At 68.5% G+C, this 12078-nt stretch carries 11 protein-coding genes; 7 read left to right on the top strand and 4 right to left on the bottom strand.

From position 1 onward, the window contains the following. Positions 1 to 99: 99 nt before the first annotated feature. The gene (locus tag AC5P76_RS12715; protein WP_053516904.1) at positions 100 to 948 is read left to right on the top strand and encodes an endonuclease/exonuclease/phosphatase family protein; all 849 of its coding nucleotides are present in this window, start codon (positions 100 to 102) and stop codon (positions 946 to 948) included. A gap of 100 nt (positions 949 to 1048) precedes the next feature. Here AC5P76_RS12715 and AC5P76_RS12710 read toward each other — a convergent pair whose 3' ends face one another. Then, complete coding sequence (locus tag AC5P76_RS12710; protein ID WP_049458515.1) at positions 1049 to 1660, bottom strand: superoxide dismutase; 612 nt, start codon at positions 1658 to 1660, stop codon at positions 1049 to 1051. A gap of 218 nt (positions 1661 to 1878) precedes the next feature. On the opposite strand from AC5P76_RS12710, the gene AC5P76_RS12705 reads away from it, so the two are divergent. After that, on the top strand, positions 1879 to 2337 hold the full coding sequence (locus AC5P76_RS12705; RefSeq protein ID WP_053516903.1) for a guanyl-specific ribonuclease: 459 nt from the start codon (positions 1879 to 1881) through the stop codon (positions 2335 to 2337). Beyond that, entirely contained in the window at positions 2334 to 2747 is a 414-nt protein-coding gene (locus AC5P76_RS12700; RefSeq protein WP_065175478.1) for a barstar family protein, read from the top strand. The genes AC5P76_RS12705 and AC5P76_RS12700 overlap by 4 nt, the downstream gene beginning before the upstream one ends. Positions 2748 to 2868: 121 nt before the next feature. Here AC5P76_RS12700 and AC5P76_RS12695 read toward each other — a convergent pair whose 3' ends face one another. Both AC5P76_RS12695 and AC5P76_RS12690 read right to left on the bottom strand, forming a co-directional pair. After that, complete coding sequence (locus AC5P76_RS12695; protein ID WP_495222764.1) at positions 2869 to 4629, bottom strand: hypothetical protein; 1761 nt, start codon at positions 4627 to 4629, stop codon at positions 2869 to 2871. A 10-nt stretch (positions 4630 to 4639) separates the two neighbouring features. Further along, on the bottom strand, positions 4640 to 5239 hold the full coding sequence (locus AC5P76_RS12690) for an NfuA family Fe-S biogenesis protein (RefSeq protein WP_053516900.1): 600 nt from the start codon (positions 5237 to 5239) through the stop codon (positions 4640 to 4642). 90 nt (positions 5240 to 5329) lie between these two features. Between AC5P76_RS12690 and AC5P76_RS12685 the strand changes: the two genes are divergently transcribed. The 3 genes from AC5P76_RS12685 to zupT all read left to right on the top strand — a co-directional run bounded on the left by AC5P76_RS12685 (position 5330) and on the right by zupT (position 6996). Continuing rightward, positions 5330 to 5680 (top strand): 4a-hydroxytetrahydrobiopterin dehydratase, encoded by a 351-nt coding sequence (locus tag AC5P76_RS12685; RefSeq protein ID WP_053516899.1) that lies wholly within the window; start codon positions 5330 to 5332, stop codon positions 5678 to 5680. Then, positions 5677 to 6090 carry an energy transducer TonB gene (locus AC5P76_RS12680; RefSeq protein WP_053516898.1) on the top strand — a complete coding sequence of 138 codons (414 nt, stop codon included), beginning with the start codon at positions 5677 to 5679 and terminating at the stop codon, positions 6088 to 6090. Before AC5P76_RS12685 ends, AC5P76_RS12680 begins: the two co-directional genes overlap by 4 nt. A gap of 96 nt (positions 6091 to 6186) precedes the next feature. After that, the gene (gene zupT, locus AC5P76_RS12675) at positions 6187 to 6996 is read left to right on the top strand and encodes a zinc transporter ZupT (protein ID WP_053516897.1); all 810 of its coding nucleotides are present in this window, start codon (positions 6187 to 6189) and stop codon (positions 6994 to 6996) included. A gap of 358 nt (positions 6997 to 7354) precedes the next feature. Here zupT and AC5P76_RS12670 read toward each other — a convergent pair whose 3' ends face one another. After that, entirely contained in the window at positions 7355 to 8329 is a 975-nt protein-coding gene (locus tag AC5P76_RS12670) for an RluA family pseudouridine synthase (RefSeq protein WP_065181953.1), read from the bottom strand. A 409-nt stretch (positions 8330 to 8738) separates the two neighbouring features. Between AC5P76_RS12670 and rne the strand changes: the two genes are divergently transcribed. Next, entirely contained in the window at positions 8739 to 11969 is a 3231-nt protein-coding gene (gene rne, locus AC5P76_RS12665; protein ID WP_495222763.1) for a ribonuclease E, read from the top strand. Positions 11970 to 12078 lie beyond the last annotated feature (109 nt).

The raw sequence follows: 12078 nt of genomic DNA, 5'->3' as shown, positions 1-12078 counted from the left end.
TGCGGGGCTGCATGACAGCGCCGCCGATCCATGGCAGGCGGTACCGGTGCCCTGCCGGAAGTCACGGCACCTGCACGACAAAAGCGTAAACTTATCGTTATGCGCGCCCTCGTCCTCGTCCGCCCCCTGCTCGGCTGCTGCCTGTTGCTGCTTGCATTGCCGGCACCGGCGCGGCCGCAGGCCGCGGACACCGCGACCCTCGACGCGCAGGCCCGGCAGCTGACCGTGGCGGCCCTGGAACTGCCCGGGCGGGACGATGCGCAATGGAAGCAACGCCGCGAACAGGTGGCGCAGCTGTTGACCGAGCTGCAGCCGGACGTCATCTCGGTGCAGCAGGTACGGCAGCAGCAGGGGCGCAACCCGGCCTGCTGGCTGGCCAACCGGCTGCGCTACAGCTGCGACTTCGTCACGGCCGACCCGCCCAGCCAGCCGCTGCGGCACGGCAATGCGATGCTGACGCGGCTGCCGGTCAGCGAGGATGGCGTGACCCTGCTGCACCCGCCCGGTACGTTCAGCGCGGCGGGCATGATGCGGCTGCGGCTGGGCGAGGCCCTGGTCAATGTCTACGTGACCCGCCTGCGCCCGGAGCCGGATGAAGCGGCGGCCCGCCAGCACCAGACCAGCGATCTCATGGCCTGGATCAGCGCGACCGCCGAAGGCCTGCCCAGTGTGATCGCAGGCGATTTTTCCGCCGGCACGGTGGAACTGGTGCGCGCTACGCCGGGCTTCCAGCCGGCCCGGCGCAGCCCGGGCGGCCGGGCGGAAGCGTCAGCCTCCGGTGCTGGCGGCGCCAGCGGTCACGGTCTGGATGTGCTGTTCCAGGTCAAGCATTTCGGTGGCATCCGCCAGCAGCCCATCCTGCTGCCGGCCGACGGCGAGCTGCCTGGACTTCGCCTGGGGATGATGGCCACCCTGCGCCTGCAGGGCGATACGGCCACCGCGGAATAGGCCCGCCCTCGGCCCACCAGGTCCCGCCCGACGTCCAGAAGCTGGCAAACAAAAAGGCCGGGGTCTCCCCCGGCCTTCTCATGTCATCCCGTCACCGCCTTCAGGCGATCGCGTCCTGGTAACGGCGCTCGACTTCGTTCCAGTCGATGACGTTGAAGAACGCGCCGATGTATTCCGGACGACGGTTCTGGTACTTCAGGTAGTACGCGTGCTCCCACACGTCCAGACCGAGGATGGGCGTGTTGCCTTCCATCAGCGGGCTGTCCTGGTTGCCGGTGCTTTCCACCACGACCTTCTTGTCGGGGGTGACGCTCAACCATGCCCAGCCGCTGCCGAAGCGGGTCAGCGCCGCCTTGGTGAAGGCGTCCTTGAACTTGTCGAAACCGCCCAGGTCCTTGTCGATGGCCTTGGCCACGTCGCCCACCGGGTTGCCGCCCGCGTTCGGCGCCATCACCGTCCAGAACAGCGAGTGGTTGGCATGGCCACCGCCGTTGTTGCGCACCGGGCCCTGCAGGTTCTCCGGCAGCGACTTCAGCTTCTTCACCAGCTCTTCCACCGGCAGGTCAGCGTACTCGGTACCTTCCAGCGCCGCGTTGACGTTGTTGATGTAGGTCTGGTGATGCTTGGTGTGATGGATCTCCATCGTCGCCGCGTCGATATGCGGCTCCAGCGCGTCGTAGGCGTAGGACAGCTTGGGCAGGGTATAGGCCATGATGCATCTCCTGATTGCGAGGGCACCCGACGGTGTCGGGTGTAGCGCGGTGAATGATGGGGACAGACCACTAGATTACCAAGGGGGATGTAAAGGAAATTGCGTCCTGCCGGTGAGCATGCCGGCAATTGTTACGCAGCGGTGACGCGGCGGTTCCTCATGCAGCGTGCAGCGCACAGGCGCTACAGTGCATGCACCACCCTCACCCGTTCGTGCCCATGCGCAACCCCCGGCTGCTGATCACTGCCATCGCCCTGCTGCTGCTCGGCCTGGTCGTCAACCACGTCATGCAGCGGCCGCCGGCACCGCAGTTCGCGCCGGACCTGCAGGGCGCTCCGGCCCGGAGTGCCCCGACCCCGGCACACGGCGATGGCGCACGCAGCGGCCTGCCCGCCTTCCTTCCCGCCGAAGCACGCCAGACCATCACCCTGATCCAGCGGGGCGGGCCCTTCCCGCACCGCCAGGATGGCAGCACCTTCGGCAACCGCGAGCAGCGCCTGCCGCAGCGGCCGCGTGGCTACTACCGCGAGTACACGGTCGACACCCCCGGTGCGGGCAACCGGGGGGCACGCCGCATCGTCACGGGCGGCGATCCAGCAGAGGCGTGGTACTACACCGATGACCATTACGGCTCATTCCGCAGCTTCACCGTTCCATCCCCCGGAGACGCTCGATGAGCCACGATGATTTCGGCCTCGGCCTGCACGACATCAACAACGCCGGCGTGTATGCCATCGACAGCGCGGACATCGGCGCGCTTGCCGCGGCCATGCGCGATGCCGGCCTGAAGGTGATCCGCATCGATCTGGAGGGCGTGACCGACAAGCGCACCCTGCTGGCGCGGCTGTCCGCGCAGCTGGACTTCCCGGCCGGTTTCGGCGGCAACTGGGATGCCCTGTCGGACAATCTTCGCGACCTGCAGTGGCTGCCGGCCAGCGGTTATGCGCTGTTCCTGGCGGATGTCGACGCGCTGCGCGCTGGCGCAGCCAAGGATTTCGACACCCTGCTCGACGTGCTGGACGAAGCCAGCCGGGATTGGGTCGGCCGCGACGTGCCGTTCTGGGTGTTCCTGTCACAGAGCGAGTAAAGGGGCGACGCCGACGAAGGCCGGCCGCCCGCAATGGTTCCGGCGAAGAGCCCCCTTGTTGTTCAAAGGGGGCGCGCCAACGGCGCGGGGATAAGGAAACATGCGTGGACAATGGGAGCCGCTAGCGGCTCCCATTGTCTTCCTGCAGTTCCTTCTTGAACGGGATATCCGGCGGCGGCCGGGCCACGGCCGGCTGGTCCTGCATGTTCGGGTCGGTCAGGCCGCAGCCGCCACCCGCCTGCAGAATGGAGATGACGCAGGAAATCCGGGTGCTGGTGCCGGGAAGCGGAATCTCCATCGCCTTGACGCCCTTGCGCACCCACTCGGCCAGCAGCGACTCCTGCGGCACCCAGTATTTGTCGAACGAGGTGGGCGTGTAGTCGTAGGGCGGTCGCTTCAGCCATGTCCCCGACTGGGCGATGCGTTCCTTGCTCCAGCCGTCGTTGTCCCCCCCGGGAGCGCCACGCTCCGCATTGCCGGGGCCGTCCTGCCCCGGTACACGCACGCTGCCGTCGGCGTTGAACAGGCCGTTGCCCCGGCCCGCGCTGCTCGCCTGCGCGGCGCCGCTGCGGGCGCCATCACGAGTGCGATCCGAGGCCCCCCAGTCGTCGCCCCGGGCCGGCGTAGCCCAGTTGCCCGGGGTCGGCGTCGGGCGGGCACCGGCCTGTACCGGTGTCGTGGCGGCGGCTGATGGGCGCGCCGCGGGACTGCTCACCGCAGCCGCGCTGCCCTGGGCTGCGGGGGCGGAGGTTGCGGCACTGCCACTGGAAGGCGCAGGCGAAGCGACCGGTGCAGACGCCACCTCACGTTCGCGCACCTGCACGTCGCGGCCCGCGGGCGCCCGTACTGCAGGCTCACGGCCTGCGATCGGCGCCATCCGCACCTGCGGATCGACAACCGCCTGCACTTCGCGTTCGCGCACCTGCACATCCTGCTGCGGAACGCGGATCGGTACTTCCGCTGCGCGCACCGCCGGAGCCACGACGGGTGTCTCCACGATGGCCACCTCACGTTCCTGCACCTGCGGCTGGCGGATCTGCGGCACCCTCACCTGCACATCCGGTGTGCGCAGCGCTTGCGGTGTGGGCGGCGCCTCCAGCGGCTGCACGCTGCGCTCGCGTACGCTGGGCGTTGTGTCGCGCGGCACGATGCTCACTTCGGTGCGCGGCAGGCTGACCGGCGGCACCACGAAATCGGTCGTGGCCTGCGCCACGTCGGTCGCCTGGACCGGCGAAGGCGGCGGCGTGGCCGGTGGGGCCGGCTCGGTCGGCATGGCTTGCGGAGGCGTACTGGCGGCAGCGGGGGCCGCAGCAGGGGATGGCTGCGGGCGCGCCGCGACCGGTCGCGGCTGCGGCGCAGTTGCCGATCCTGCCGCGTCTCCTGCAGCCGTGCGGCCGGCTGCAGCTGCTGCAGCCGATTCGGCGCCGGGCTGGTCGCCTCCGCCCTCCTGGCTGGCGCGGCCGACAAACTCGATCTGCACGCGCTCACCGTCGGATCCCTGCTCGGCGGGCACCGAGGTGCGGATCACCGCCACCCACAGCAGCAGCAGGAAGAACAGCAGGTGCAGCAATGCACTGGCGACGGCCGACGTCCAGCGCATCCAGCGCTGGTCACGCGGCGCCGGCTCCCAGTCCTGCCACAACAGGCGCCGCAGCGCCTGCCAGCGGGGCAGCGCCGGCAGCGTCCCGGGGCGTCCCGGCAGAGGCCTGGGCAGCAGCACCGCGATCATCTCGCGGGCATGGAACGGGCGTGGCAACGGGCTCAGCGAGCGCAGCCACAGCGCCCAGCCATAAGGCAGGCGCGTGTTCTTCTCCAGGATGATCGGTTGCTGCTGGCGCGCCAGCAGCAGGTCGATGAGTTGCTCGGCTCTGGGCAGAGGCACGCGTCGGCGATCAGGCGGCGTTGCCGCGCGGGATGTACGGTGCGTGGCCGCTGTCGTGGTCGGTCGCGTCGCGCACTGCGGTCACGCCGGGCACCCGGCCCATCAAGGTCTTTTCGATGCCCTGCTTGAGGGTCACATCGGCCATGCCACAGCCCTGGCAGCCACCACCGAAACGCAGCAGCACCACGCCCTCGGCCGAGACTTCCTGCACTGCGACCTTGCCGCCATGGGAGGCGAGCTGTGGATTGATTTCATTCTCCACCACCCAGTGCACACGCTCGACCAGCGAAGCGGCATCCCCGGGCGCTTCGCCCTTGATGCGCGGCGCCTTGATGGTCAACTGCTGGGCACCTGCCGCGCCGGCCACGATGTCGATCTCCGCGCCATCGAGCCAGCCGACGCTGCCGGCGTCGACATACAGGGTGAACCCGTCGCAGTCCACGGCCCACTCGTCGCCGTGCAGGTCCGAGGGTTCGGCGAATTCCAGCCGCGCATCGGCACGCGGAGTGCCGGGATCGACCGCGCTCAGGCGTACGCCCATGCCGGGCGCGCCCTCGCGTTCGATCAGCTTGCGGAAATGGGTCTGGGCAGTGTCGGAGATCTGGATCATCAGGCTATTCTAGCCAAGTAAGTGTCAGCCGCTCATTCGGTTTATACACCGTCCGGCGCATTGTTCAGTCAACACGAGGTGGAGATTCCCATGGCCGACCTGATTCCACTGGCCCAGGCCCGTTGCGTGCCGCGCAAAGGCAGCGACCACAAGCTGGGCGAGGCCCGCCTGGCCGAGCTGCTGCCGCAGATTCCCGGCTGGGAACTGGCCGAGGGCGGCCAGGCGCTGCTGCGCACCTTCCGCTTCAAGGACTACTACGCCACCATGGCCTTTGTGAATGCACTGGCCTGGATCGCCCACCACGAGGATCACCACCCGGACCTGGGCGTGCACTACGACCGCGCCGTGGTGCGCTATTCGACCCACGACGTCGGCGGCCTGAGCGAGAACGACTTCATCTGCGCGGCCAAGACATCGGCCCTCACGGAGCAACTGCCATGAATGTGCGAGTGCTGAGCCTGTCCCTGATCGCTGTGACCGGCCTCGCCGGCTGTGGCGCCTCCGAGCCGTCGCCGCCCGTGCCGCCGCCGACCGAGGTGGCTGCGGTGAAGACGCCGCCACCGCAGTACCCGCTCGAGCTGGCCTGTACCGGTACGGGTGGCACCAGCACCTTCAAGGTGACCATCGGCACCGATGGCAAGCCCAGCGAAGTGACCCTGCTGAGCGGCGCGGGCAACCCGCAGTTGGATGAGCTGGCCAGGAATGCCGTGCAGGGCTGGCAGTTCAAGGCCGCCACCCGCAATGGCCAGGCCGTGCCCGCCACCATCCAGGTGCCGGTCAGCTTCAACCCGCCGCAGCCGAAGCCGGACCAGTGTTTCGCGGTGGAAGAGCGCCTGCGCCGCGGCGGCTGACCGCACACCATGACGAGGCCAGCCGACGCCCGCCTCGCCCTTGCCGCCCCGGCAGTGCCCGGGGCGGTTGTCTGTTGACCAGGACCGCGTCGGTACATGCTGCAGATCCCCCCCGAAAACATCTGGATCGCGCTGGCGGTCACCCTCGCGGCCGGCCTGGCGACCGCCATCGGCAGCCTGCTGGTGCTGTTCTCGCGCCGCCCCAATCCGCGCCTGCTGGCGTTCGGCCTGGCCTTCGCCGGCGGCGCGATGGTCTACGTGTCGCTGTCGGAGATCCTCAACAAGTCCATTGCGTCGTTCGCCCTGGCCTATGGCGAGCGCACCGGCTTCACCTACGGCACGCTGGCGTTCCTGGCCGGTGTGATCGTTATCGTGCTGATCGATCACTTCATTCCCAATCCGCATGACAGCCTGGACAAGCAGGACCCTGCGTTCCGCGAGAACAGCCGCGAGTACCTGAAGCGGGTCGCGCTGCTGACCTCGGTGGCGATCACCGCACACAATTTCCCGGAAGGGCTGGCGACCTTCTTCGCTACGCTGGAAAGCCCGTCGGTGGGCATGCCGCTGGCCTTCGCCATCGCCATCCACAACATTCCCGAGGGCATCGCAATCGCGGTGCCGGTGTACTTCGCCACCCAGAACAAGTTCTATGCGTTCGGCGCCAGCCTGCTGTCGGGCCTGGCCGAGCCGGTGGGGGCCATGCTGGGCTACTGGCTGCTGTCCGGATCGCTGTCGCACGCCACGTTCGGCTGGGTGTTCGGCCTGATCGCCGGCGTGATGGTGTTCCTGGCCCTGGATGAACTGCTGCCGGCGGCCAAGCGCTACGCCAAGGGTCACGAAACGGTGTACGGCCTGGTTGCAGGCATGGGAACGCTGGCGGTCAGCCTGGTGCTGTTCAAGTGGTGAGCGGGTTGCGACCAACGGGCTGAGCCCACTCGCGGCTGGCGGAGCGAGATCCCGGGGTTGGACCAGGCTCTGACAGGCTATAGGCGCGTGCCAGCCGCGCGATGAAAGAATGAAAAAGCGAAGCCCGCGCTGCGCGCGTCAGTCGAGCGTGGCTCGACTCTACAAGGGCTGCGTGCGGGTATGGGTCTACGCTGCGGCTGTCAGGTCCGCCTTGTAGCGAGCCGAGGAGCGCAGCGCCGGCGCGGATGGCGGCGTGTTTCTTTGGCTACTTTCTTTGCACGAGCAAAGAAAGTGACAAGCCCACTCATCGCAGGGAAGCGACGGTGCCGACCAAGCGCCCGGCGCCGCCGAACCGCCGTCAGCGCAGGCGGTCCAGCGCCTCGACCAACTCATCCGCCAGCGGAGCGTTCAGCACGTAGGGGGTCTTGCCGTCGTCCAGCGCGAACTCCAGCGAGGCCGCGTGCAGGAACAACCGCTTCAGGCCGATCTGCTCACGAAGCCGCTTGTTCACCGCAGGATCGCCGTACTTGTCGTCACCGGCCACCGCATGCCCCAGATGCTGGGCGTGCACCCGGATCTGATGGGTCCGGCCGGTCTCGATGCGCACCTCGCAATAGGAATGGCCCCCACGCCGCTCCAGCACGCGGAAATGACTGATCGATTCCTTGCCGATCGCATTGACCTGGACATGTCGCTCACCGCCTTGGCGCAGGCCCACGTGCAGCGGCGCGTCCACCGTCATCACCCCGTCGGGCATGCGCCCGGTCAGCAGGGTCAGGTAACGCTTGCGGATGCCGGCGCCATGGTCTTCACGCAGCAGCGCCTGCAGCTCGCTCAGCGCCGAGCGCTTCTTGGCCACCACCAGCAGGCCCGACGTATCGCGGTCGAGACGGTGCACCAGTTCCAGCGTCTGGCCCGGGCGCAGGGCGCGCAGGGTCTCGATGGCGCCGAAGCTGATCCCGCTGCCGCCATGACTGGCCACGCCCGAGGGTTTGTTCAGCGCCAGCAGCCGTGCGTCCTCGAAGACGATGGCCTGTTCCAGACGGCGCATGAACGACTCGGGAGGGCCAGCCTTGTCTCCCTCCTCGGTGAGACGAACCGGCGGCACCCGCACCTCGTCGCCCGCCTCCAGCTTGCGCTCGGCCTTGGCGCGGCCGCCATTGACCCGCACCTGACCGCTGCGCACCAGCTTGTAGACCAGGCTGCGCGGGGCCCCTTTCAGCTGGCCGAGCAGGAAATTATCCAGGCGCTGGCCGGCGCGGTCGGCGGGAACGGTGATCATGCGCACGGATGGCTTGTCGCCAGCTGGCTTGGTGGGGTCTTGGGCGGTCATCAGGCTGTTTATTCTGTTACACTCGGGGGGGCGAGATAAGGGATTGATTTCGTTGGAAGTTACTCAGGGCCAGAAGCCCAGCTTCCGACGAATCCGGCACAGTGCGCGACCACCGCCCGCGGGGCGGCCATGTTAGCGGCTCACCGGCCTTCCCGGCCATCGCCGGATGCCTGACACGCAACCGTGCTGAACATGTCCCGCGTGGCGCTCCAGCCTGGCTGACAGCTGCCTGCGGCCCTGCAACACCCCAAAAACCATATGAGTGAAGCGCTCCCGCGGCCTGCCGTGGTGTCGTAGCGCTGGAAACCCAAGCCCCCCTCCCCGCGCTTGCGCGAATGGGGGGCGAGCCGTATCCAGAGGCGAAACCCCATGGCGTTCCGCGCGGTAGCCGCTTGCGAGGAACGCAACAATGAAGCGAATGCTGATCAACGCCACGCAGGCTGAAGAGCTGCGTGTTGCCATCGTGGATGGCCAGTCGTTGTATGACATCGACATCGAGCAGCCGTCGAAGGAACAGAAGAAGTCCAACATCTACAAGGGCCGGATCTTCCGCATCGAGCCCTCGCTGGAAGCCGCCTTCGTCGAATATGGCGGTGGCCGCCATGGCTTCCTGCCGCTGAAGGAAATCTCCCGCGACTACTTCCAGGCCGGTGTCGACCACAACAAGGCCGGCATCCGCGAGCTGCTCAAGGAAGGCCAGGAAGTGGTGGTCCAGGTCGACAAGGAAGAGCGTGGCAACAAGGGCGCCGCCCTGACCACGTTCATCTCCCTGGCCGGCCGCTACATGGTGCTGATGCCGAACTCGCCAAGTGCCGGCGGCGTCTCCCGCCGCATCGAGGGCGAAGACCGGGCTGCCCTGAAGGACGCACTGGACAAGCTGAACATTCCCGACGACATGGGCGTGATCATCCGTACCGCCGGCGTCGGCCGCGATGCGGAAGAGCTGCAGTGGGATCTGGACTACCTGCTCAGCGTCTGGCGGGCGATCGCCGAGGCGGCGCTGAGCAAGCCGGCCCCGTTCCTGATCTACCAGGAATCGCGCCTGATCGTGCGCGCCCTGCGTGACTACCTGCGCGCCGACATCGGCGAGATCCTGGTGGACACCGAGGAGATGTACGAGCACGCCAAGGAGTTCATGCAGCAGGTGATGCCGCAGACCCTGCGCAAGCTCAAGCATTACAAGGACGACATCCCGCTGTTCAACCGCTTCCAGATCGAATCGCAGATCGAAGGCGCCTACGAGCGCAACGTGCGCCTGCCGTCGGGCGGCTCGATCGTGGTCGACCAGACCGAAGCACTGACCGCCGTCGACGTGAACTCCTCGCGCGCGACCAAGGGCAGCGACATCGAGGACACCGCCTTCCAGACCAATCTGGAAGCGGCCGAGGAAGTGGCCCGCCAGCTGCGCCTGCGCGATCTGGGCGGCCTGGTGGTGATCGACTTCATCGACATGTCCTCCAACAAGCATCAGCGCGAGGTCGAGAACCGCCTGGCCAACGCGCTGAAGTACGACCGCGCACGCGTGCAGGTCGGCCGCATCTCGCGCTTCGGCCTGCTGGAAATGAGCCGCCAGCGCCTGCGCCCGAGCCTGGGCGAATCGAGCCAGATCGTCTGCCCGCGCTGTGATGGCCACGGCCGCATGCGCAGCGTCGAGTCGCTGTCGCTGTCGATCATCCGCGTGGCCGAAGAGCACGCGATGAAGGAGAACACCGGGCAGGTGCTGGTGCAGGCGCCGGTGGAGATCGCCAATTACCTGCTGAACGAGAAGCGCAGCGCGCTGCGCGAAATCGAACAGCGCCATGAAGCGCCGATCGTGATCGTCGCCGACGAGCAGCTGCACACCCCGCACTACACGGTCACCCGCCTGCGTGAGAACGAACTGGGCGAGGAAAGCAGCCGTCCGAGCTACCAGCGTGGCACTCCGCGCAAGCTGCCTGTGCACGCCCTCACCAAGGGCCAGCTGAACATCCCGCCGCCGGTGGTGACCCAGGTCAAGCACACCTCCCCCGCCCCGGTGCGTGAGGAAGTGGAGCCGGCTGCCGCGGCACCCGCGCCGGTGGTGGCTGCGCCCGCCGCCCCGTCGACCGGCGGTGGCGTGATCGGTTGGATCAAGCGCGTGTTCGGTGGTGAGCCGGCACCCGCCCCGGCGCCGCCGGCCGCCCGCCAGCCGCAGCAGGACGGTGGCCGCAGGGAGCGCAACAAGGATCGCAACAAGGACCGCAAGGACCGTCGCGACGACAATCGCGGCAACGGCAACGCGCAGCAGCAGAAGGAGGGCGGCAACCGCAAGGATCGCGGCGAACAGCGCAAGGACGGCCGTCAGGGTGGCAATGGCAACACGAATGGCAACGGCCAGCCGCAGGGCAAGCAGAAGGACGGCCAGCAGCCGCAGCAGCAGAACAAGCCGCGCAACGAGCAGCAGGGCCAGAACCCGCAGCAGCAGCCGAAGCTCAAGCAGCCGAAGCAGCCGCGTCCGCAGCAGGACGGCGACAAGCCGGCCGAGAAGCCGCAGCGTGGTGCCGCAGAAGCCCAGACCGACACGGCGACGGCGTCCGCTGCGGTGGCGGCCGGTGCCATCACCGCTGCTGCGGTGACCGCGCGGGAGGCTACGGCGCCGGTCGCGCCGGTGGTCGCACAGCCGCCGGTCGAAACCGCGGCGCCGGCCGAAGTCGCGCCTGTCACCGCCGTTGAAGGTGACGCCACTGCCGTGACGGGCGAAGAGGCACCTGCCGACACCACGGGCGAGCAGGCCGGCGAAGGCGCGACCCGCCGTCGTCGTGGTCGTCGTGGTGGCCGCCGCCGCCGCCGTGGTGGCGCCGAGAATGCGGCCGGCACCGATCCCCTGGGCGAAGACCAGGATGACGGTGACGAAGGCGATGACGCCGACAGCACCGACAGCGCCGAGCCGCGTGTCGACCACGCTGCCGGGTCAGCACCGGTTGCAGCCACGCAGCCCGCCCGCTCGCAGCCGGAGTTCGACTTCGATGATGACGTCGAGCCGTCCATCGTCGAAGGCGAGAAGCCGGCCCGCGTTGCGGCCGCTGTCGCCGCCGCACCGGCCGCCGTGGTCAGCAGCGCCGTGGTTGAAGCCGCCGCGCCGGTGACCGCCGCGCCTCCGGCACCGGTCGAGACCGCTGCCAAGGCAGAACCGGCGCCATCGCCGGTGCAGACCAGCATGCTCGACGCCATCGACGCCGCGACACCCGCACAGCCCGTGGCGGCGGCAACCCCGCCGGCGGACGCCGCACCGGTGATCGAAGCAACGCCGGTAGTGGCCGAAGCGGCCCCTGTGGTGGACGTGAAGCCGGTCGTGGTCGAGCCTGCACCCGTCGTGGAGTCGAAGCCGGAGGCTGTTGAGGCAGCGCCCGTGCCTGAAACCGCGCCGGTGGCCGTTGAGGCGGCCCCGGTGGTTGAAGTGAAGCCGGTCGTCGAGCCTGTCGTGGTTGCCGAAGCCCCGGTCGCACCGGTGGCCGTGGAAGCCCCGCCGGTGGACGCCCCTGCGCCGGTCGTCGATGCCGTCGTGACGCCGACTCTCGACCCGGTCGCTGATGGCAATGCCGACGCTGCCGCCCAGGCGGCCGAAGCCAAGGCTGACGAAGAGGACGACGAGGCCGCCAAGCGCACGCCGCCGGCCAACTGACCGCTCGTTGATCGGGTGACAGCAGAACGGCGGGGATCGATGATCCCCGCCGTTTCTGTTTGTGCATCGGGCTGTATCGTGCCGACCGGGGATAGGCCGCTGGGTCGTT

It is taken from the genome of Stenotrophomonas sp. YJH_SMC_36 (genome assembly GCF_059369935.1).
This window is presented reverse-complemented; position numbering and strand designations above follow the sequence as displayed.